Annotated in this window: 20 protein-coding genes and 2 tRNA genes; 11 read left to right on the plus strand and 11 right to left on the minus strand. The window is 54.3% G+C overall.

All coding sequences use genetic code 11. The features are described from left to right. Positions 1-88: 88 nt before the first annotated feature. Positions 89-1672, minus strand: a complete 1584-nt coding sequence (locus tag DOQ08_RS00450) for a site-specific integrase (RefSeq protein ID WP_133297151.1) — start codon at positions 1670-1672, stop codon at positions 89-91. Between the two features lie 98 nt (positions 1673-1770). Further along, positions 1771-1857 (minus strand) — tRNA-Leu (locus DOQ08_RS00455). Positions 1858-2110: 253 nt separating this feature from the next. On the opposite strand from DOQ08_RS00455, the gene rnr reads away from it, so the two are divergent. The 8 genes from rnr (at position 2111) to alr (ending at position 10225) form a co-directional block, all read left to right on the plus strand. Continuing rightward, entirely contained in the window at positions 2111-4561 is a 2451-nt protein-coding gene (gene rnr, locus DOQ08_RS00460; RefSeq protein ID WP_114332952.1) for a ribonuclease R, read from the plus strand. A gap of 25 nt (positions 4562-4586) precedes the next feature. After that, positions 4587-5324 (plus strand): 23S rRNA (guanosine(2251)-2'-O)-methyltransferase RlmB, encoded by a 738-nt coding sequence (gene rlmB, locus DOQ08_RS00465; RefSeq protein WP_114332953.1) that lies wholly within the window; start codon positions 4587-4589, stop codon positions 5322-5324. 242 nt (positions 5325-5566) lie between these two features. Beyond that, positions 5567-5983: a 30S ribosomal protein S6 gene (rpsF, locus tag DOQ08_RS00470; RefSeq protein WP_114332954.1), complete on the plus strand. Its 417-nt coding sequence runs from the start codon at positions 5567-5569 to the stop codon at positions 5981-5983. Between the two features lie 24 nt (positions 5984-6007). After that, entirely contained in the window at positions 6008-6238 is a 231-nt protein-coding gene (gene rpsR, locus DOQ08_RS00475; protein WP_008937282.1) for a 30S ribosomal protein S18, read from the plus strand. 25 nt (positions 6239-6263) lie between these two features. After that, positions 6264-7130 carry a hypothetical protein gene (locus DOQ08_RS00480; RefSeq protein ID WP_114332955.1) on the plus strand — a complete coding sequence of 289 codons (867 nt, stop codon included), beginning with the start codon at positions 6264-6266 and terminating at the stop codon, positions 7128-7130. Between the two features lie 20 nt (positions 7131-7150). Further along, complete coding sequence (rplI, locus tag DOQ08_RS00485; RefSeq protein WP_114332956.1) at positions 7151-7597, plus strand: 50S ribosomal protein L9; 447 nt, start codon at positions 7151-7153, stop codon at positions 7595-7597. 148 nt (positions 7598-7745) lie between these two features. Continuing rightward, positions 7746-9152 (plus strand): replicative DNA helicase, encoded by a 1407-nt coding sequence (gene dnaB, locus DOQ08_RS00490; RefSeq protein ID WP_114332957.1) that lies wholly within the window; start codon positions 7746-7748, stop codon positions 9150-9152. Then, a complete protein-coding gene (alr, locus tag DOQ08_RS00495) occupies positions 9152-10225 on the plus strand; it encodes an alanine racemase (RefSeq protein WP_114332958.1) in 1074 nt (357 codons plus the stop codon). The genes dnaB and alr overlap by 1 nt, the downstream gene beginning before the upstream one ends. 28 nt (positions 10226-10253) lie before the next feature. On the opposite strand, the gene DOQ08_RS00500 is transcribed toward alr, so the two are convergent. Then, positions 10254-10610: a hypothetical protein gene (locus tag DOQ08_RS00500; RefSeq protein ID WP_114332959.1), complete on the minus strand. Its 357-nt coding sequence runs from the start codon at positions 10608-10610 to the stop codon at positions 10254-10256. Positions 10611-10799: 189 nt separating this feature from the next. Between DOQ08_RS00500 and DOQ08_RS00505 the strand changes: the two genes are divergently transcribed. Further along, the gene (locus DOQ08_RS00505) at positions 10800-11672 is read left to right on the plus strand and encodes a sugar nucleotide-binding protein (protein ID WP_114332960.1); all 873 of its coding nucleotides are present in this window, start codon (positions 10800-10802) and stop codon (positions 11670-11672) included. 16 nt (positions 11673-11688) lie between these two features. On the opposite strand, the gene fnr is transcribed toward DOQ08_RS00505, so the two are convergent. Both fnr and ylqF read right to left on the minus strand, forming a co-directional pair. Continuing rightward, positions 11689-12450, minus strand: a complete 762-nt coding sequence (gene fnr / locus DOQ08_RS00510) for a fumarate/nitrate reduction transcriptional regulator Fnr (RefSeq protein WP_114332961.1) — start codon at positions 12448-12450, stop codon at positions 11689-11691. A gap of 138 nt (positions 12451-12588) precedes the next feature. Next, a complete protein-coding gene (gene ylqF / locus DOQ08_RS00515; protein WP_114332962.1) occupies positions 12589-13518 on the minus strand; it encodes a ribosome biogenesis GTPase YlqF in 930 nt (309 codons plus the stop codon). Positions 13519-13749: 231 nt separating this feature from the next. On the opposite strand from ylqF, the gene DOQ08_RS00520 reads away from it, so the two are divergent. Both DOQ08_RS00520 and DOQ08_RS00525 read left to right on the plus strand, forming a co-directional pair. Next, positions 13750-14190, plus strand: a complete 441-nt coding sequence (locus DOQ08_RS00520; protein WP_206074753.1) for a Spy/CpxP family protein refolding chaperone — start codon at positions 13750-13752, stop codon at positions 14188-14190. 225 nt (positions 14191-14415) lie between these two features. Continuing rightward, positions 14416-16470, plus strand: coding sequence for a BCCT family transporter (locus DOQ08_RS00525; protein ID WP_114332964.1), 2055 nt, complete (start codon positions 14416-14418; stop codon positions 16468-16470). A gap of 55 nt (positions 16471-16525) precedes the next feature. On the opposite strand, the gene lipA is transcribed toward DOQ08_RS00525, so the two are convergent. The 6 genes from lipA to pth form a co-directional block, all read right to left on the minus strand. Further along, complete coding sequence (gene lipA / locus DOQ08_RS00530) at positions 16526-17572, minus strand: lipoyl synthase (RefSeq protein WP_114332965.1); 1047 nt, start codon at positions 17570-17572, stop codon at positions 16526-16528. Between the two features lie 130 nt (positions 17573-17702). Continuing rightward, positions 17703-18980, minus strand: coding sequence for an O-acetylhomoserine aminocarboxypropyltransferase/cysteine synthase family protein (locus DOQ08_RS00535; RefSeq protein WP_114332966.1), 1278 nt, complete (start codon positions 18978-18980; stop codon positions 17703-17705). A 111-nt stretch (positions 18981-19091) separates the two neighbouring features. After that, positions 19092-20303 (minus strand): serine hydrolase domain-containing protein, encoded by a 1212-nt coding sequence (locus DOQ08_RS00540; RefSeq protein WP_114332967.1) that lies wholly within the window; start codon positions 20301-20303, stop codon positions 19092-19094. A 68-nt stretch (positions 20304-20371) separates the two neighbouring features. Continuing rightward, positions 20372-20448: transfer RNA gene (locus DOQ08_RS00545), tRNA-Met, on the minus strand. Between the two features lie 91 nt (positions 20449-20539). Further along, a complete protein-coding gene (ychF, locus tag DOQ08_RS00550) occupies positions 20540-21631 on the minus strand; it encodes a redox-regulated ATPase YchF (RefSeq protein WP_114332968.1) in 1092 nt (363 codons plus the stop codon). 82 nt (positions 21632-21713) lie between these two features. Next, complete coding sequence (gene pth, locus DOQ08_RS00555; protein ID WP_114332969.1) at positions 21714-22304, minus strand: aminoacyl-tRNA hydrolase; 591 nt, start codon at positions 22302-22304, stop codon at positions 21714-21716. Positions 22305-22311 lie beyond the last annotated feature (7 nt).

The following is a 22311-nucleotide window of genomic DNA, read 5'->3' on the forward strand; positions in this document are numbered from 1 at the left end:
GTGGTCAACATCCTGTCAGTCTAAAAAACCAGCTTCTTGTTATGTATTCAGCCCCGTCTTCGGTTAATTCCGTTGGCGGGGCTTTTTTTTACATGCGCGGGGCGACCGGCGAAGGGATAAGCTTTAGTTCGTTGTATAGGATGGGAACGGTTCCTGGCCCATAGTCTCCGTGAGCGTCCTTTTGTTTGTGTCCTGTGAGCGCACGAGCGTAATCACCATCGATTTTTGCAATGCGGCATTCGGCTGTCAGCCAATGGCGGAAGCTGTGGTTAGGGTTTAGTTGTGTCCAATTGGCTTTTGGTAGTTGGGCTTTAAGCCATTCGCGGAGTTTGTTGGCCGGAGACTTTGTCCGGTCACCGCTTTTGTCTGACCAATTGCCAGGGAACAGGTATGTCTCCGATTTGGGGACACTCTTCCAGTATTCGAGGAACCCCTCGTTGATGATTGCAGGATGGAGTGGAACGAACCGGATGGAACTGCGGGTTTTAGTTCCTCGTCCAGTTTCAATGTCGGGTCGAATGTTTATGTAGTGGATGCCCTGAGTTTCCTGAATATCCTCGCGCTTCAACCAAAGAATCTCGCTGATTCGGGCACCAGTGAACGCGCACAGCCACGGAACCCAGCGTCGGACGTTTGCTGTCTCAGGTTTTACCCGTGATTCGGGTTTGACTCGGGTGGCGGTTAGTATTGTGGCGACTTCTTCGCGGGTGTACTGGATTATAGGAAGTGTAGTTCTTCCGCGTTCCTTTAGTCTGACCCCTTTTGTAGGGTCAAAAGTAAGGCGATCTCGTTCAATGGCCCACTTATATACGGCTGACAAGGAGGCAAGATAGTTGTCGTTGATTGATTTGACGGAAAGTGCTTTTCCTGTGGGGGTGGCGGATTTGTCGCCTTGTTGCAGTGCTTCCGCAAAGGCTCTCACATCCTGTTTTTTGATGTCTCCGGCAGTCTTGCTTTTGAAGAAGCTGTTGGCTCTAGTCAAGTAGGTGCGCCAACTGTCAATGGTGCGGGGGGCAAGCTCCGAGTTCTTGGCATACTCTTCGAATAGCTCTAGGACAGTGGATGCTTCTTCCATTGTTCTTGAGGCATAGCGTGGCGGGTTCCACTCGGGGTCACCAAAAAGGTTGGCGTAAGCTGCTCGATAGGCATCATATTCGGCCCTAAAAGCTTCTTCTCCTAGTCTTGTTGCTATTCCAGGTGGAGGGGTCAGGTTGCGGCGCTTTAAGATTGGGGTTATCGCCTTTAGCCCTAATCGAGAAGCTTGGTCTGACCGCCACTCTTCATACTCCTGTTCGTCAAGATTGGCGGGAATATTCCTCTCAATTTTGTCTGATAGGGAGAGTGTTGCGTTTTCTAGGTCTTCCGGCTTCCACTGATGTCGTTGAGCTTCTTTAATGATTGCTTCAACGCGCTCCCGTAGGTACTCGCCTTTTAGGGCTTCGATTTCGGACGCGCCCATCTTCAGAGAGCGTCGAGCTTTTTCGAAGATTGTGTCAATTTCTGCACAGACCGCTGAAGCTCGCCGCTTGGCTTCTCTTGGGTCAGAGGTGGCTAAAGATTTTTTGATCTCGCGCTTTTGCAAAATTGGCCGTAATTCATCGGGTACGCGCTTGCGTATCCAGTAGTTAGAGCTATTTGGATGACGTTTCGGAGTGCACATTCGTAAACCCACAGCAAAATTCCTCTGTGTACCAGTAATGTGTACCAGAGCGACGGCTAAGCTATTGAATTCAGAGTAAGTATTTGATCTGGAAGGCCATTCAAAAAGAATGGTGCCGAGGAGAGGACTTGAACCTCCACGGGGTTGCCCCCACTAGCACCTGAAGCTAGCGTGTCTACCAATTTCACCACCTCGGCAGGTGATTTGCAGTTGCGCTGTTAGTTTGTGTAAAACTAGCGTTTCTGCCAGAGTTGAAGGTTGCCCCTCAACCGATGGCGCGTACTTTAATAATTCCTTTCTGACCTGTCAAACGTTTTAGTGAAAAAAGTTTTCACGGTATTTGTGCCTATTAATGTCCCCCTTGTCATGCAGGTTTAAGATGCCAACGTTATACTGTGTAAGTTGATGAATTTTGCCGCAGTGTTTGCGGCCTGAATAACAAGGACCCGAATGGTTTCCAAGAAAAAAAATATAAAGGACCCTCACGCTGATCGTGAGGCCCAGAAATACGATAACCCCATCCAAAGCCGGGAGTTTATCCTCAATCACCTGAAAGAGCGTGGTGCGCCTGCAACCCACGAAACCCTGTGCCAAGAATTGGGGCAGGCATCTGAGGAAGGTGTTGAGGCCCTGCGCCGTCGTTTGATTGCGATGTGTCGGGACGGGCAACTGATCTGTAATCGCCGAAATGCGTTTTTGCCGATTGAAGAGGCTGCATTGGTGACCGGCAAGATCTCCGGTCATCGCGATGGATTTGGTTTTTTGATTCCCGATGACGGCAGCTCTGATCTGTTTTTGACGGCTCGTCAGATGCGTCAGGTTTTCCATGGCGACCGAGTAGCCGCACGAGTGGATCGCGTAGACGACCGTGGTCGCCGTGAAGGTGTGATCGTTGAGGTGCTGGAGCACCGTACCGAACAGACCGTGGGGCGTTTCTTCAAGGAGAGTGGCATTGCCTTTGTCGTTCCTGAAAACGCCCGTATCAATCACGAGATTCTGATTCCGGATGAAAATGTCGGTGCCGCCGTGCACGGGCAGTATGTGGTGGTTGAAATCTTGCGCCAGCCAACCGTGCGCACTCAGCCAACTGGGCGTGTGGTTGAAGTGTTGGGTGAGCATATGGCTCCGGGCATGGAAATAGACGTGGCCATCCGTTCTTATGAGATTCCCCACAGCTGGTCTGATGCTGTCGGCGAACAAACCGCCGCGATTTCTTCGGAAGTTGAAGAGAAAGACAAAGTAAATCGCGTTGATATTCGAAACATGCGGCTGGTAACCATCGATGATGAATCCGCTCGTGACTTCGATGATGCGATCTATTGTGAGCCGCGTCCTCGTGGCGGATACCGGCTGGTCGTGGCGATTGCCGACGTATCTCACTATGTGCGTGCCGGCTCACCGCTCGACGAAGAAGCGTTTGAACGTGGCAACTCGGTGTATTTCCCTGACCACGTCGTGCCGATGCTTCCGGAGAAGCTTTCCAACGGACTGTGTTCGTTGAACCCGGGCGTTGACCGTTTGTGCATGGTGGCCGATATGACCATCAGTGCTGCAGGCAACATCAGTGGATACACCTTCTATCAGGCGGTTATGCGCAGCCATGCGCGGCTTACCTATAACAAGGTCAGCGCCATGCTTGAGCACCCGGATACCGAACAGGGCTATCAGCTGAGCGCGCATTACGCCGATTTGCTGCCGCATCTGCACAATTTGTACGAGCTCTACAAGCTTCTGCGTAAGGCGCGTACTGAACGCGGTGCGATTGACTTCGAGACGACAGAAACCAAGATTGTTTTCGATGCGCGGCGCAAAATCGAAGAGATCGTTCCGGTGCACCGGAATGATGCCCACAAGATTGTGGAAGAGTGCATGTTGTGCGCGAACGTGGCCACGGCCCGTTTCCTGAAAAAGCACAAAATGCCGGCGCTTTATCGGGTTCATGATGGCCCATCCGAAGAACGTTTGGCCAAGTTGCGTTTGTTCCTCAGTGAGCTGGGGCTGCAGTTGGGGGGCGGTGACCGCCCGACATCGGCCGATTACCAGCAGCTGCTGTCTGAAGTGGCGGATCGCTCAGATGCCCATGTTATCCAGACGGTGATGCTGCGTTCGCTGAGCCAAGCTGTGTATAGCCCTGAAGAGAGTGGTCACTTTGGTCTTGGCTTTGCCAGCTACGCACACTTTACGTCACCCATCCGGCGATATCCGGATTTGGTGGTGCATCGTGCTATCAAGTCCTGCATTCACAACCCGGAAATGCAGAAAGATGTGGTGTCGCCGAAAGAGCTGGATGCAGAATTAGCTGCCTACCCGTACGATTACGCGAAAGTTGAGCAGCTCGGTGAGCATTGCTCGATGACCGAGCGTCGGGCAGATGATGCTACTCGTGATGTAATGGCCTGGCTCAAGTGTGAATTCCTCAAGGATCACGTGGGCGAGGAATACAATGGCGTGATTGCGGCGGTGGTACCGTTCGGTTTCTTTGTCGAACTGGCGGATATCTACATTGAAGGGCTGGTGCATGTCTCGACCCTGAATGGCGACTACTTCCACCATGATGCAGCCAAACACCGGCTGATCGGAGAGCGCACCGCGGTGAGCTTCCGTTTGGGCGATGAGGTCAAAGTGAAAGTGGTGCGGGTTGGGTTGGAAGATCGCAAAATCGACCTGGAGCTGACCAGCACGCCCCAAAAGCGCACCGCTGACCGGGATGCACTGGACGTCGCCAAGCGTGAGCCGCGCGGCAAAGGTGATCGGGCTGGTAAGGGCGGCAAGCGTGGCAAGTCCGGCAAGCCGGTCAGCGCGAAAGAGCGCCTGGCCAGCGAAGCTGCGCGTGAAGCCGCCAAGAAGGGCGCGAAAAGCAAATCGGCGCCCGCCAGTAAAAAGCGTAAAAGCCGCAAGTAATCAGTAACACAGGAATGAATCGCTAGTGTCTCAGGAATATGTATTTGGCTGGCACGCCGTGGATGCAGTGCTGAAGCGGGAGCCGGAGCGGTTGCTGCGTGTGTGGATCCAGACGGGTCGGCAGGACAAACGAGTAAAATCGGTGACCGAGGCGCTGGACGGTTTGGGCGTGCGCTGGAGCGTTGTTCATCGCCGCGAACTGGATGAGCGAGTGTCCGGTGTGCACCAAGGGGTGGTGGCCGAAGTCTCGGAAAGCCGTGAATGGACCGAGGCGGATTTGCTGGCGCAGCTAGCGTCCAGCAGCAAGCCGCCGTTTCTGTTGGTGTTGGATGGTGTGACCGATCCTCACAATCTGGGTGCTTGTATGCGCACTGCCGACGCTGTCGGTGTGCAAGCCGTTATTGTGCCGAAAGACAAATCCGCCAGTTTGACGCCTGTGGCCCGAAAGGTTGCCTGTGGCGCGGCTGAAACCGTGCCGTTTGTCCGCGTTACCAATCTCGCCCGCTTTCTGCGCGAATTGAAAGATCAGGGGGTGTGGCTCATCGGCACCGCCGGCGAGTCCGATGCCAACCTGTTTCAGGCGGACTTCAAAGGGCCGGTGGCGTTGGTGATGGGTGCAGAAGGGAAGGGGATGCGTCGCCTTACCCGAGAGCATTGTGACCAGTTAGTAAACATTCCTATGCTGGGCCATGTTGATAGCCTGAACGTTTCGGTAGCGACAGGGGTTTGTCTGTACGAAGCGTTGCGCCAACGAACCGGTTAATCCTTGCACGATATCCCTTGTAGGCATAGAATACGTCACCCCTTTTAGAAGGGGTGGTTTTGTATTGTCTGAATTCAGGGGATCAAAATCTCGCTTTTGATCAGGCGGTTTTATGCAAAGCCTTGTCTATAAAGCAAAAAGAAGCCGGCAGCTTAGCTGTCACCTCCTTGCTTTCCATGTTCAGGAGCGGTTCTGCAAGAACCCCCCAGAGCAGAAAGCTGTTTAACCCGTAGGGAGAACTCATGCGTCACTACGAAATCGTATTTATGGTACATCCGGATCAGAGCGAGCAAGTGCCCGCGATGATCGAGCGTTATACCGGCCTCATCACTGAAGATGGCGGTCAGGTACATCGTCTGGAAGATTGGGGCCGTCGTCACCTGGCATACCCGATCAACAAGATTCACAAAGCTCACTACGTGCTGATGAACGTTGAATGTTCACAGGCTGCGATGGACGAGCTGACTCATAACTTCCGCTTCAACGATGCGATCATCCGTGAGCTGATCCTGCGTCGTGACGAGGCTGTTACTGACCTGTCTCCGATGAAAGCCGCTGAGTCCCGTGAGGACCGTCGTTCCGGCGGAGACGATCGTCCACGCCGTTCGGCTGAGTCTGGCGAAAGCCAGAGCGCTGAGTCCAAAGGCGAAGAAGAGTAATTCACCGGAGTTAGGAGTTAAGTTATGGCTCGTTTTTTCAGACGTCGTAAATTCTGCCGCTTCACGGCAGAAGGTGTTAAAGAGATCGATTACAAGGATCTGGACACCCTGAAAGGCTACATCACTGAAACCGGCAAAATCGTGCCCAGCCGTATTACCGGCACCAAAGCACGTTATCAGCGTCAGCTGGCTACCGCTATCAAGCGTGCCCGCTACCTGGCACTGCTGCCGTATACGGATAGTCACGACCACTAAGCACAGATAGACAGGACCCGGGACCATGCGTGCACTGGCACAGTATGTAATGCGCGGTCCCATGCAGGCCGGCGGAGTAGCAGTAGTCACAACTATTGTTCCTTTGTTGTTCTGGATAGGCGCAGCAGTTACGGCCCTTGTCGTTATGCGACAGGGGGTTCGGCAGGGGCTCACCATTGGCCTCTGGGCAATTTTGCCTGCTTTGGGTTGGGCCGTTTACGGTCAAAACCCGACAGCGCTGATTGTATTGCTGCAAACGATGCTGATTGCATCGGTCTTCCGGACATCGCTGTCCTGGGAAAACGCGCTGTTATCCGGCGCCTTTCTGACGATACTGACGGGCCTTATGTTGCCAGTCATGTATCCGGCACTGTTAAACGAACTTGTTCGCATCGGTGTCGAGTTTTACGACCAGTACAACGCTGAAGTGGTTCAGGCTCTGGGCGGCGACCTGGAGCGAATCATTCGAAGCGCGATGAGCGCCAGCATAGCGGGCTCGGCATTCGTGATAGCGATTGCCATGGCTATGTTGGCAAGGTCTTGGCAGGCAGGGCTGGATAACCCAGGCGGTTTTCAGCGCGAGTTCCATGCCATCCGGCTATCGCCGGCCATCGCGGTTGTATGCGCTGTATCCATGGTGTCGGGCCCGCTGTTAGGGCTGAATCCGGTACTCTTGGCCTGGGCTGCAGGCACGCCACTTCTGGTGGCAGGTTTGGCTTTGGTTCATGGTGTGGTTGGTCGTAAACAGTGGGGCGGTCAGGCGCTGTTCGCGTTTTACATTGTGTTGGGGCTGTTGGGTCTGAATCTAATGATGCTGTTGTTGGTTCTGGCTTTTGTGGATAGCTGGCTGGATATTCGGGAGCGCATAGCGCCAACCGGACCGGCTGAATAAAGCACGAAGAGGTTAACGAGATGGAAGTTATTCTGCTCGAGAAAGTTGCAAACCTTGGCACTTTGGGCGACAAGGTAAATGTTAAGGCCGGTTACGGTCGTAATTTCCTGCTGCCGTACGGTAAGGCTGTGCCTGCCACGGAAGCAAACGTAAAGGCGTTCGAAGAGCGTCGCGCTGAGCTGGAAAAAGCCGCTGCTGAAAAGCTGTCTGCTGCCCAGTCCCGTGCAGAAGCTCTGGAAGGCGCATCCTTCACCATCACCTCCAAGGCTGGTGACGAAGGTAAGCTGTTCGGCTCAATCGGTGTTCGCGATATCGCAGAAGTTGTTTCTGCTGGCGGCACTGAAGTTGAGAAGAGCGAAGTTCGTCTGCCGGAAGGCCCACTGCGGACTACTGGCGAGTACGAAATTGAGCTGCAGCTGCACTCTGACGTTGAAGTTACCATCAAGCTGGCGGTTGTTGCCGAGTAATCGGTTAACCACAGTAGGTAAGTTCAGTGACCGCTGAAGCCTAGGCTTTTAGCGGTCTATAACAAGCCCGAGCCGGAAACGGTTTCGGGCTTGTTTGTTTCTGGTATTCTTGTAGATCTGTTTTTCATTCCTTACGTGTCTGGTGTCTATGGCAACTCCTTCTCCCAAACCTGTATCTATTGATTCAGAAACCAGTCGTATCAAAGTGCCACCCCATTCGGTGGAAGCAGAGCAGGCCGTATTGGGTGGTCTGATGCTGGATAATCGACGGTTCGACGAGATATCAGAAATGATCTCTGCCGCTGATTTTTATCGCCAGGATCACCGCCTGATTTTTGGTGCCGTTGAGCGACTGGCCAGTGAAAGTGAACCCTTGGATGTCGTCACCTTGGCCGAATTTCTCGAGCGGGCCGGGGATATTGAAGACGCTGGTGGTCTTTCTTACTTGGCCGAGCTGGCAGAGAAGACTCCCGGTGCAGCCAATATCGCCGCCTATGCGGATATCGTGCGCGAGCGTTCTGTTCTGCGTCAACTGGTAGAGGTGTCCGGTAAGATTTCCGATTCCGCATTTAATCCGCTGGGTCGAAAAAGTAGTGAAATACTGGATGAGGCAGAGCGCAGCGTCTTCCAGATTGCAGAAGCTCGTACAAAAGAAGGGTCGGGGCCGAAAGCCATTAATCCGATTCTCGCGACGACCCTCAGCCGTATTGAAGAGCTGTTCGAATCTGGTGAGCAAACCACGGGTTTGACCACCGGCTTCCGGGATTTGGATGATCAGACGTCTGGTATGCAGCCGGCTGATTTGATCATCGTTGCCGGTCGCCCCTCCATGGGTAAGACCACCTTTGCCATGAACATCGTGGAAAACGCCTTGATCAGCACGGGCACACCGATTCTCGTGTTCAGTATGGAAATGCCCGCGGATGCACTCGCCATGCGTATGTTGTCCTCGCTAGGCCGCATTGACCAGACAAAGGTTCGGGGCGGTAAGCTCGAGGAAGACGATTGGCCCCGCCTGACGTCGGCGGTCAGTCTGTTGAAAGACAAGCCTCTGTATATCGATGACACGCCAGGCTTGAGTCCCACGGAAATGCGTTCCCGAGCGCGCCGGATTGCCCGGGAAAATGGCGGAAAAATTGGCCTGATCATGGTGGATTACCTGCAGTTGATGCGGGTGCCCGGCAACACTGAAGGCCGAACCGCGGAAATCTCGGAGATTTCACGATCGCTAAAAGGCATTGCGAAGGAACTGAGTTGCCCGGTGGTGGCACTGTCCCAGTTGAACCGTAGTCTTGAGCAGCGGCCCAACAAGCGGCCGGTGAACTCGGACCTCCGGGAGTCCGGTGCGATCGAGCAGGATGCCGACGTAATCATGTTCGTGTATCGGGACGAGGTCTATAACGAAGATACTCAGGACAAGGGCATCGCCGAAATTATCATCGGTAAGCAGCGGAACGGTCCGATCGGAACCATCCGGCTGGCCTTTATCGGTAAGTACACCAAGTTCGAAGACTTGGCGCACGGGGATTACGGTGATTACGGTGGTGACTATTAATGCCGCGCGCAACCGTTGCCAGAATTGATCTGGGTGCCCTGAAGTACAACTACCAACTCGCGCAAGCCAAAGCGGGTGCGGCGCAGGCGATGGCCGTGGTCAAAGCTGACGGCTATGGCCATGGCATAAAAGCGGTCGCGCACGCGCTGGCTGACGATGCCGGTAAATTTGCGGTGGCCTGCTTGGAAGAAGCGCTTGAAATACGTGCTGCAGGCTTGAGTCAGCCGGTTGTGATGCTGCAGGGTGTGCACGGCCGAGAGGATGTAGAGCTGTGCTTTCAGCAGGGATTCGAGCCGGTATTGCACAATAATCACCAGCTGGACTGGCTAGCCGAAAGCTCCGCCCCGGCGTATTGGTTGAAAGTTAATACGGGTATGAACCGGTTAGGCTTCAGGCCGTCGGAGTTACCTGCCGTCATGGCAACGCTGGACGGGGCGGGTCAGCGAGCTGAGCTTCAAGGCTTCGTTACGCATTTTGCCTGTGCCGACGACACGTCGAGCTCCATGACTCGGGAGCAGACCCGTATTTTCGAGCAAGCGACAAAGGCTTGGCCGTCATTGATGCGCAGTGTGGGCAATTCAGCAGCGCATTTCCTGCCGGACCAGCCACTTTACGACTGGAGCCGGCCCGGCATCATGCTCTACGGAGCGTCTCCCATGATAGGTAAAACCGGGCCCGATTTGGGGCTAAAGCCGGTTATGACGCTTGAGGCGCCTTTGATCACCACGCGAATTATCAAGCCGGGAGAGTCTATCGGCTACGGTTCAACCTGGGTGGCCCAATCCGAAACCCGAATGGGCATGGTGGCTATCGGGTATGGCGATGGCTATCCGCGCCATGCTGGCACAGGAACCCCTGCGGCTGTTCTAGGGCAGCGTATTGGGCTTCTTGGGCGGGTGTCGATGGATATGCTGGCGGTTGATCTGACGGGTGTGCCAGAGGCTCAGGAAGGCGACATGGTGGAGCTGTGGGGCAAGACGGTCAGTGTGGATGAAGTGGCTGCCTGTGCGGGCACAATTGGCTACGAGCTGCTCACCGGCGTAACGGCCAGGGTGCCTCGGGACTACCACTGAACGGCAGTCCCGAAAAGCGATGGCCGGCCTACTGCGCTTCGGGCTCGTGAATGATTTCTTCGATGAATTCCAGAATAGAGGTCAGGCTCCGGTCGTTTAGCTTTTTGAGCACTTTGTGAACGACCATTTTACTGCCTTTGAGCATGCTGCTGATGCCCACTTTGGCCATGCTCATGGTCATATTGCCGGCATTCAGGCGCCGTAACGGTTCCAGAAAAAAGAAATCAAGGCCGTTCTCGGTCAAGTCCGCAATCAAGTTGTGCAGTTTTTCGATGGCTTCCTTGTCGGCTTTGCCGCGGGTTTTCAGCTCGTTCACCGTGTAAAGAGCGCGGGTACGAAGTTCATCGGGAATGGGGGCAACAATGTGGCTTTGTTGTTTCAGCATGATCAGTCCTGGTGTTGTATGCTCATAATCGCAGCGCAACGGTGTTGCTGCACAGAGCGTGGTTCATACTGACAGTCAGTCAGTTGTTATATGATGCGATGAATGGTGCAGCAAAACCTTAGTTGAGGCCATTGGCCCTAAAGTGGATTTGCCTGTCATATCAGCGAAATTCGGAGGTGGTGAATTCCCGTGCATGTATTAGTTGTTCATGATTACGGTCCATTAGGCCGGGTGCTTCTTGACCGCTTGCGAGCCTCGCATCTGCGGGTGAGTCCTCTGCTGATAAGCGATCCTGCGCGGGTCGATCTGCATGCCTTGGCGAGTTGGATTCCGGACGATACGGATTTGATCGTTAACGCACTGTGGCTGGGTGATCCCGAGCAGGCTGAAGCCGACCGTGAAGCAACTCACGAAGCTGCGTTCTCGCTGCCTTTGGCTCTTGCAGGCCATGCGCTGGAGCGCGGAATGGCCATGCTCCAGTTGTCGTCATGCTATGTATTCGATGGCCGTAAACAAGATGCCTATATCGCTTCTAATCCTGGTCAGCCTATTAATGAATTGGGACGCTGGCAGTGGGAGTGCGAGCAGGCGTTACGAAGTCAGTTGCCTCGGCATATTATTTTGCGTGCCGGATGGAGTCTGGCCCGGATTGCGAAGAAGGTTTATGAAAACAGTGCCAACACGGACGCACTACCTTTACCCGGCCGTTGCCTCGGCCAACCGGTGGCGGTGAAGGACCTGGCTCGCGTCATGGCTGCAATTATCATGCAACTGGATTGCGGGGCAGAAGCTTGGGGCACGTATCAATATGCCGGCGCTGAGGAAATATCCCTATACGAATTAGGCTTAGCTATTGCCGATATGCCGGGTATACCGGAAGGCATTCGGGTGGTAGATGAAACGCCGGAATGGGGTCACCTGGAGCCGGTGAATACAACCATGGTGTGCACCAAAATTCGCAACACCTTTGGCATAAAACAATTGCCTTGGCGGCGCTGGCTGGAGGAAGAGTTTCTGATGGTGACCGCTGCTGAGAAACCGGAAAGCGAGCCAGTTCAATAAGCTGGCTCTTTTACGTTCAGGATTGTGAAGACCGACAGGCTTGCTTGCTCACTTCGTGCGTCACTGTCTGCAACGCTTCGACATCTAAAAGCTCAACCTCACGCCCTTTCGCCCGAAGAATGCCTTGGCTCTGAAAGCGCGTAAACACGCGACTGACGGTTTCAACCGCCAGGCCCAGGAAGTTGGCAATGTCGTTTCGGGGCATGGGTAAGGTAAACGTTGTGCCCGACATCCGGCGACGGCGAAACCGGCTCGAAAGAGAGAGCAGAAGCGCAGCGATGCGCTCTTCTGCCGTGTTTTTGCTGAGCAGCATGGCCAACTGGTGGCTGCTTTGGATTTCCTTACTCATCAGCTGATACATGTGGTGCTGGAGTTCAGGCAGCTTGATGGTCAGTTCTTCCAGCTTATCCATGGGGAACTCGCACAAACTGGTGCGTTCCAGAGCTTTGGCGGTACAGGCGTATTGATCGCTACCTAAGCTATCTAAACCAACAAGCTCGCCGGGCATAAAAAAGCCGGTCACTTGCTCTTCGCCACTTTCCGTAATGATGGACGTTTTGATCGAGCCGCTCTTTACCGCAAAGCAGGATCTAATCGGTGAGCTTTGGTCAAAAACGTGTTCGCCGCGATTGTAGATCTTTCCTTGCTGAACAATGTTTTCCAGGCTGTCCAGATCGTTTTCCTCGACTGCAAGGGGCAGGCAAAGATTGCTGAGGCTGCACTGATTGCATGAAGCCTTGAGCGGAGAAACGGAGCGAAGCGGAATTGCCTTAGCCATAACCAAGAACCTGAAATAAATGGTGTAAACAAGCCATCCAGCGATAGCGGCTTGTTGAGCGTTAACCTAGTATACCAAAACAAGATAGCTGCATAACGAATCTTCGAGCTAGCGGTATTTATGCTTAATTCTTAAGGCTTAGCGTTTTCGGCCTTTCTGTTTGCGCTCCTGCTCCTGGGCTTCTTTTTGTGCCGCTTCGATTTCAGCTAGAGCTCGGGCCTCGGCCAGTTCTTTTTCTACCATCGTCGGTGTTTCCAGTGAAATTCGGCCAATGGTGCCTGCCCTGAACTCATTGATGAGCACTTCAGAAACCTTGTACAGATCGGGGACACCGCCACGGCCCACGAAGCGGCGCTTTGCGGCAATAGCATCCATTAAGACCAGCCCGTCTCTTGGGCGTTCATTGAGGCCATAACGGGACATAGCCAATTCCGGATAGGCATCGACCAGATAATCCGCCTCAAACATGGCTACGTCTTCAAAATCCAGAACGGCACTGCGAATCGCGCCGCTAACCGCAAGACGATAGCCGCACTGTTCGGGTGACAACTTTGGCCACAGGAAGCCCGGGGTGTCGTACAGCAGAACGTTGTCCGGGAGTTTGATGGCTTGTTGTGCCCGTGTCACCGCTGGCTCGTTGCCGGTTTTCGCGGCAGGTCGGCCTGCAAGCGTGTTAATGAGGGTGGATTTTCCAACGTTTGGAATGCCCAGAATCATCACCCGTAACGCGCTCTTTTGTCGATCGTGACCGGGCGTCATTTCCTCCGCCAGTTTCAGGATGTTCAAGGCTTCCTGGCGCTGGTTGTGGGTAAGGGTAATGGCACGCACTCCCCGTTCCTGTTCCAGCCATTCCAACCATTGTTCCGTGATTTTCGGGTCAGCCAGGTCCCGTTTGTTCAGCACTTTGATCAAAGGTGTGTCGCCACGCAATGATGGTACCAGCGGGTTTTCACTGCTGAAGGGGAGTCTCGCGTCAACCACCTCGATGATGAGATCCATCTGGGGCATGACTTTTTTGATCTCCTTGCGGGCCTTGTGCATGTGCCCGGGAAACCAGTTAATGGCCATGATGTCTGCTCCGTATGGTGGGTAAAGCCGCCATTATGCAGTGGAATGACTAAATTTTCACATTGTCAAAAATGCCGGAGTGGCGCGGGGTTTGGGCGGGTGCCTCTAAAAACTGTACAAAAAGCAGGGGGATCGGGGTGAAATCGCTTGCGGGAATGATTTAGGGTGTAAGGCACTGAAACCTAAATGGCTATGTTGTGGTGCATCTGCCACTCAAATTTGGAGCGTACTATGAAACTGAAAAAGATAATTGGTTCGGCATTGGTTGCCATTAGTTTGTCCATGCCGGCGTTTGCTCAGCAGGGGCAACCCGATCAAGTTGCGCAGTTGGCTCAAATGGTGGGTTTGTCCGATGACCAGCAAACCGAAATTCGAGGCATCATCAGCGAGATGGAAGGTGAACTGAGTGAGTTGCGTCAGGATGCCCAAGGCCTACAGCGTGAACTGCAAGGTGAAATCAAGGCCGATTATGACGAAGATAACATTCGTTCCCACGCTGAAAAATTGGGAGATGTGACCGGTAAAATCGCGGCGCTTTCTGCGTTGATGCAGGCTAAGGTTGATGCGGTGTTCACCAAAGAGCAGCGCGAAGAGCTTGACCAAAAGATGCAGCAAATGCAGCAACAGATGCAGCGGCAAATGCAACAGCGTCAGATGCAGCAGTCTCAGTAATCGCCCGATACTGACGCGAGTTCCCTCGGCGCCCAAGCAGTGGGCGCCGAGGACCCCCTTCGTATTTCCTGCAGTTCGCTTTTTCTCTCGGGAAAAGTACTAGAACAACCCAAATGGATTATTTGCCTACAGCTTCTATAGTGTTGCTAGGCGATTTTGATTCTGTTTCGCAACCTATAATCGCAAGTCGGAATTTCTTATTTAACAAAAGGATGGTGGCGTTTTATGGCTTCGGATAAGAAGGCGATGCGGTCCACGATATTAGTGCCGGTGTTTATACCGGCCGTCGTGGTGGCGCTGTTACTGGTGATCGGGACAATCAGTAACCCCGAAATGGCGGGCGAGGCATTCAGTGCCACGCTGAGTTGGATTACCGAGACATTCGGTTGGTTTTACATGCTTTCCGTGGCCATATTTCTGGTCTTTATTGTTTCCGTGGGCGCTTCCAAGTGGGGCAATATCAAACTTGGCCCAGATCATGCCGAACCGCAATACTCCTTCCCAGAATGGTTCGCGATGTTGTTTTCCGCAGGCTACGGTATCGCTTTGCTGTTCTTCGGCGTAGCTGAACCGGTGTTGCATTATGCGGCGCCGCCCGCGGGTGCAGCTGAAACCGTTAATTCGGCGAAGCAGGCCATGCAAATCGCCTTTTTCCATTGGGGCTTCCACATCTGGGCGATTTACGGTCTGGTGGGGCTTGTATTGGCGTACTTCGCTTTCCGCCACGGGTTGCCGCTTTCCATTCGCTCTGCGCTCTATCCTTTAATTGGCGAGAAGATCTACGGCCCCATCGGTCATGTGGTCGATGTCTTTGCCATTTTGGGGACGATGTTCGGTATCGCCACCACGCTTGGCTTATCTGTTACTCAAATTAACGCCGGAATTAACTACCTTTGGCCGTCCGTTCCTGTCGGCACCACCGTGCAGATTATCGCGATTGCCGTGATCACCGCAGCGGCAACCGTGTCGGTTGTGGCGGGTATGGATAAGGGCGTCAAACGACTGTCTATTCTTAATATGGTGTTGGCGATTTCCCTGATGCTGTTTGTGTTCGTGGTTGGGCCGACCATTCATATTCTGGAAACCTTCCTGCAGAACACGGGCAGTTATCTGAGCGGCATAGTGGAGCGCACCTTTAACCTGCAAGCCTACTCTCGTAGTGACTGGATCGGTAACTGGACGTTATTTATCTTTGGGTGGACCATCGCTTGGGCTCCGTTCGTCGGGATGTTTATTGCGAAGATCAGTCGCGGCCGTACCATCCGCCAGTTTGTGTTTGGTGTGATGCTGGTGCCTTCCGTGTTTACCTTCTTGTGGTTCTCGGTCTTTGGTGACACAGCGCTGACTCTCATTATGCATGAGGGATTGGATACGCTGATCAACGATGTCCAGACAGATCATGCCGTGGCCTTGTTCAAGTTGTTCGATGTGTTGCCCTGGTCTTTCTTTATCTCATTACTGACTGTGCTGCTGATCGTGACATTCTTTGTGACCTCGTCAGACTCGGGCTCCTTGGTGATCGACTCACTCGCCTCCGGCGGTGTGATTGAAACCCCTGCCTGGCAGCGTGTGTTTTGGGCGGTATTGGAAGGTGCGGTTGCGTCAGTCTTGCTATTGGTTGGAGGGTTGAGCGCCTTGCAGACGATGACGATTGCCAGCGCACTGCCGTTTGCCATCATTATGTTGGTGGCCGCTATCGGCATGTGGCGGGCATTGGTTATTGAGGGGCACCGTGAAACCAGTTTGCAGGCCCATGTCAGCAGCAATCGCCACATGACCGGGGCGCAATGGAAGCATCGGTTGGCCGCTATGGTTGAGTTTCCGACACGCCAAGACGTGGCGAAGTACATTGAAGGCACCGTGATGGAAGCCATGCGGGAGGTCGAGAAGGAGCTGACGGCGCAGGGTTGGAGCGCCTCGGCCGAATTCGACCCGGAAAACGAGCGCTCACACTTGATGGTGCATCGTAAGGATCACGTCGATTTTGTTTACGACATCCGCCTAACCGAGCACGCCATGCCCGGATTTGTTTACGGTGAGCTTAAACGGGACACGGACAAGCCGGACGTATACTTCCGGGCGGAAGTGTATCTGCGCCGGGGTGGCCGGGCCTACGATATTTACGGGTATGACAAGGATGACGTGATCAAGGATATCCTGGACCAGTTCGAGAATTACCTGCACTTCCTCGATATTTCGCCGGGTAAACTGCCGTGGGAAATGGCCGAGCACGATGAGATGATCAACACTCCGGACAACCCGGAGCCAGGAAAGGCCTGATAAGATTAAAAACGCCGCCCGAGCGAAGCTCCGGCGGCGTTTTTAATGGTGAAAGTTATTCCACGTGCTTGACGGGAATCTGCATAGCCTGGGGTGCCTCGGGAACATCCGGTACAGTCAGCCCGAGATTGTTTTTGTCGAACACCCGGTCAGCCCGGTAGCTAGAACGCACCATCGGCCCGGACGGCACTTCCATGAATCCTTTTTCCAAACCGATCTCACGGAACCGGTTGAATTCCTCTGGTGTAACATAGCGCTCTACAGGCAGGTGATTCGGGGTAGGGCGCAGGTATTGGCCGAGGGTTAGAATGTCTACGCCAATGGCGAGCAGGTCATCCATCGTTTCGAGGACTTCTTCCTCGGTTTCACCTAGGCCCAGCATCAGACTGGTCTTGGTGAGTACGTCCGGGCGATGTTTCTTGGCGTGGGCTAGAACGCTCAGGGTTTTTTCATAGCCGGCGCGGGGGTCCCGTACACGGCTGGTCAGGCGTTTTACGGTTTCAACGTTCTGGGCGAAGACGTCCAGGCCGGAATCCACTACTTTCTCCACATCGCTCATTACCGCATCGAAATCCGGGGTCAGGGCTTCTACCGCAACTTCCGGTGTGCGCTGTTTGATGGCCGACACACAGGCCGCGTAGTGAGCCGCACCGCCGTCTTCCAGGTCGTCCCGGTCTACTGAGGTGAGCACGATGTAGCGCAGGCCCATGAGCTCAACAGACTTGGCGGTATTTTCCGGTTCTTCCGGATCCAGCCAGCCTTTCGGGTTGCCAGTATCAACCGCGCAGAACTTACAGGCACGGGTGCAAACGGAGCCCATCACCATGATGGTGGCGGTACCGTTCGTCCAGCATTCACCGATATTCGGGCAATGGGATTCCTGACACACCGTGCTCAAACGATGCTCCGACACGTTGCGACGTACCGCTTCAAAACGTTCACCACCAGGCATGCGCGCTCTCAGCCATTTGGGCTTGCGCTCCAGAGGTTTGTCTTCCGAACTCGAGCTCGATCGTTTGACGCCGTCTTTGATGGCGGCGAAACCGTGTTCGTTGCGGAATTTGGAACCACTGGTAATGCGGGCTTTTGCGCTGTCGCTCATGGGGTCGGGAGCTCTCGAATCAGATAAGGTGAGCTCTAAAGGTTAATGGGCGGGGCGTGCAGTTACAAGGTGGATACGGGCAATCACGAGGGTACCGGGCACGACTTTGGTCGTACCCGGTTGATGCAAATCAGGCTTGGGACTTCTCAAGGGCCTGAGCAACGTCGGCAATGATGTCTTCAACATCTTCTATGCCGATGGACAGACGCACCAGATCTTCACTAACACCCGCACTCTTCAGTTCGTCTGCATCGAGCTGACGGTGCGTGGTGGTGGCGGGGTGACAGGCCAGAGACTTGGCGTCGCCAATGTTAACCAGACGCAGGATCAGATCCAGCGCGTCGATGAACTTGGCGCCGGCTTCGCGGCCGCCTTTGATGCCGAAGCTCAGGATGCCAGAGGCTTTGCCGTCACAGATCTTCTCGCAGGTTGCCTTGTACGGGCTGTTGGCCAGGCCGGCGTAATTTACCCATTCAACAGAAGGGTGGTCTTGCAGGAACTGGGCGACTTTCTCGGCGTTGGAACAATGGCGCTCCATGCGCAGTGCTAATGTTTCCATGCCCTGCATGATCAGGAAGGAGTTGAATGGCGACAATGCAGAGCCGGTGTTGCGCAGCGGCACGACGCGACAGCGGCCGATAAAGGCGGCTTCACCCAGTGCTTCGGTGTAAACCACACCGTGGTAGGACGGGTCTGGTTCGTTCATCATCGGGAACTTGTCGGCGTTGCCTTTCCAGTCAAACTTACCGGAATCCACCACAATGCCCGCCACTGTTGTACCGTGACCGCCAATGTATTTGGTCAGTGAGTGAATCACGATGTCAGCACCGTGCTCGAATGGGCGGCACAGAACCGGCGTAGCAACGGTGTTATCTACGATCAACGGAATGCCATGTTTGTGCGCAATCTCGGCCCATTTCTGGATGTCTACGACGTTGCCCGCCGGGTTGCCAATGGATTCGCAGAACAGTGCACGGGTCTGGTCATCAATGGCATTTTCCAGTGCTTCGTAATCGTCGTGGGCGACCATTTTGCAGGTGATGCCCTGGTTCGGCAGCGAGTGTGCAAACAGATTGTAGGTGCCGCCGTATAGCTGGCCAGTACTGACGATGTTGTTGCCAACACGGCAAATGGTTTGCAGTGCGTAGGTGATGGCTGCCATACCGGAAGCAACAGCCAGCGCGCCAATGCCGCCTTCCAGAGCGGCCATGCGCTCTTCAAGAACCGCGTTGGTGGGGTTCATGATGCGGGTATAAATGTTGCCCTGAACTTTCAGGTCAAACAGATCGGCACCGTGCTGGGTGTCGTCAAAGGTGTAAGACGTGGTCTGGTAAATCGGCGTCGTTGCGGCCTTGGTAGTCGGGTCGCTTTTGAAGCCTGCGTGCAGAGCGAGAGTTGCTGGTTTCATGACAACGTTCCTTGCTGATGAGTTGTTCGTTATTGGCTAAGGAGGCCGAGTATGCCATAGGTGGCTATGGTCGAATAGGTGGTGTTACCTAATGCTCGCTACTGGCGTATTTCAGGTCATCGCGCCGTAGACTAAAGCTCTCAATTCTTGCCGGATCGGATAAGATGATGAAGGCATCAGCTGAGTCATGAAGATGACGACAAGGTCTTCTTTCGGATCGATGAAGAAACTTGTGCTCGCCAAGCCGCCCCAGCCGAACTCGCCTTCAGAACCGACGGTGTGAGAGGCTGCTACATCGGTTTTTACTGAAAATCCCAAACCGAATCCGCTGCCTTGATAAGGTGTTTCGCTGAAACCGCCAACAGAGAGCGCGGGTAGGTCCTTGTTGTCGGACAGATGATTGCGGCGCATGAATTCTAGTGTTTTTCGCCCGATGATTCGTTGCCCTTGGTATTCGCCGCCCTGACACAGTGCCTGCGCAAACTTGTGGTAATCGTCGATGGTGGAAACCAGTCCGCCGCCGCCCGATAAAAATCGCGGGTGCTTCAGGTACTTTGAGCGTTCCGGGTCGTCCTGCAGTTTCATTGTGTCGCCGGGCTGGTATAAGTAGCAGGCTGCAAAGCGGTGCTGTTGTTCTGGCCTAACGTGAAAGCCGGTGTCGGTCATGCCCAATGGCTGGAAGATGTGTTCGTCGAAGTAATTATCCAGCGACTGGCCAGACAGCAGTTCTACCAAATACCCGAGCACATCGGTGGAAACCGAGTAGTTCCAAGCGGTTCCGGGAGAAAACTCCAGAGGCAATTCAGCCAGCCTATCCACCAGCTTTTCCAGTGTAAGAATCGAACTGCCGTCCAGTTTCAGCTTGCGGTATGCCGCATCGACCTCGGTGCGCTCGGTAAAACCGTAGGTGAGGCCGGAGGTGTGCGTCATCAAATCCCGAATGGTCATCGCTTTTGCGGCTGGCTCGGTTTCGAAATCCGGGTAGCTGCCGCCTTTGTAAACCCGCATTTTGCGCCATGACGGGATGTACTTGTGCACGGGGTCGTTCAGCAGGAATTTACCCTGTTCATAGAGCTGCATCATAGCGATGGAGGTGACAGGCTTGGTCATGGAATAGATGCGGAACAGGGTGTCGCGCTGCATCGGGCGGTTGCGTTCAACGTCCATCAGCCCCTGAGCCTGTGCCCAAACCACTTTGCCGTGGCGGGCCACTAGGGTGACCGCACCGGGCAGCTTGCCGGGCTGAATGTAGCGTTCATCGAAATGGCGTGTAATTCGTTCAAGGGTATCGATGGACAAGCCGGACGCGATGTTTTCGGACATGACAGCAGTTTCCAGGTGGTTTAAGCATAAAAAAAGCCCAACTCTTTCGAGTCGGGCTTTTAGAATACTGGTAGCAAGGGGCGGAGTCGAACCGCCGACCCCAGCATTATGAGTGCTGTGCTCTAACCAACTGAGCTACCTTGCCAAATCGTTGTGGGGATCACCCCAAACGAGGCGCGTATTTTCGGCATTTGGCCTCAAGCTGTCAAGGCTTCTTGGCCAAAATTTCCGAAAAATTACACGTTAAAGCGGAAGTGGATGACATCGCCGTCTTGCACGATGTATTCCTTGCCTTCCAAACGCCATTTACCGGCTTCTTTTGCGCCCGCTTCGCCGTTGTATTGCACGAAGTCGTCATAGCTGATCACTTCGGCGCGGATGAAGCCGCGTTCAAAATCGGTGTGAATCACACCGGCACCCTGAGGGGCCGTGGCACCTACACGAACGGTCCAGGCGCGGACTTCTTTTACGCCAGCGGTGAAGTAAGTTTGCAAGTCTAGTAGCTTGTAGCCCGCGCGAATAACGCGGTCTAGGCCGGGTTCTTCCATGCCCATTTCGTCGAGGAACATGGCTTTTTCGTCGTCTTCCAGCTCTGAGATCTCGGCTTCGATCTTGTTGCAGATAGGCACGACAGCTGCATTTTCTGAAGCGGCAATTTCGCGAACAACGTCAAGGTGAGGGTTGTTCTCGAAACCGTCTTCGCTAACGTTGGCGATGTACATCGTGGGCTTGATGGTGAGCAGGCACAGCTCACGAATCAAGGCCAACTGATCGGTATCGAGGTTCATGCTGCGCACCGGCTTGCCTTCGTTCAGAACGGGCAGTAGCTGTTCAAACATCTCGAGCTGGGCTTTGGCCTCTTTGTCACCGCTCTTGGCAACACGCTGTACGCGTTTGATGGCCTTCTCAACGGTGTCGAGGTCGGCAAGCGCCAGCTCGGTGTTGATGATTTCGATGTCGGAAGCCGGGTCAACTTTGTTGGCAACGTGGATGACGTTGCTGTCTTCAAAGCAGCGAACTACGTGGGCGATGGCGTCGGTCTGGCGAATGTTGGCCAAAAACTGGTTGCCAAGACCTTCACCTTTGGAGGCACCCGCTACCAAGCCTGCGATATCGACAAACTCCATGGTGGTGGCTACCACGCGTTCGGGTTTGACGATTTCTGCCAGTTTGGTCAGGCGTGGGTCGGGCATGGCCACCACGCCCGCGTTCGGCTCGATGGTACAGAACGGAAAGTTTTCCGCGCCGATACCGGCCTTGGTGAGTGCGTTGAACAAGGTTGATTTGCCGACGTTAGGTAGGCCGACAATGCCGCAGTTAAATCCCATGGAATGCCTCTGCTGGAACTAATAATTTGCGCGGATTATACCGGTGTATCGGTATAGGTGCGAGTAAGGGGTTGTGTCGTGCTCAGGCGGTAGGCTTGAAGCTGTGCAGGCGGTTCATGGCGGCTGCCAGTTTGCCGTTGGCGGCATCCGGAAGTACACGCATGATTTCGTCAGTGACTGCGTTCAGTTCCTCGGTTTCTTTCTTGCCGAGGCGGCCCAATACATAGCCGGTTACCTTGCGGCTGTCGCCGGGGTGACCTATGCCGATGCGAAGTCTTTGGAAGTCTTTGGTGCCCAGGTGTGCAATCGCATCGCGTAACCCGTTGTGGCCACCGTGGCCGCCGCCTTTTTTAAACCTGGCGGTACCGGGAGCGATATCAAGTTCGTCGTGGGCGATCAGGATGTTTTCAGGCGCGATCTTGAAGAAATCCGCCAGAGCCTTAATGGCCAGGCCGCTGCGGTTCATGAACGTGCTGGGGTTGAGCAGATGCAGGTCAAGACCCTGCCATTGGATGCGAGCGTAAAGCCCGTGGTACTTCTTTTCGGGGCGGAGCGTCTGACCCGCATCGCGGGCCAGCGCTTCGACGAACAGGGCGCCGGCATTGTGGCGGGTATTCTCGTAATCGGCTCCGGGGTTACCCAGGCCAACAACCATGACAATATCCTGTGCCATATGCCAG

The organism is Marinobacter litoralis (assembly GCF_003336705.1).
GTDB classification, from domain to species: domain Bacteria; phylum Pseudomonadota; class Gammaproteobacteria; order Pseudomonadales; family Oleiphilaceae; genus Marinobacter; species Marinobacter litoralis.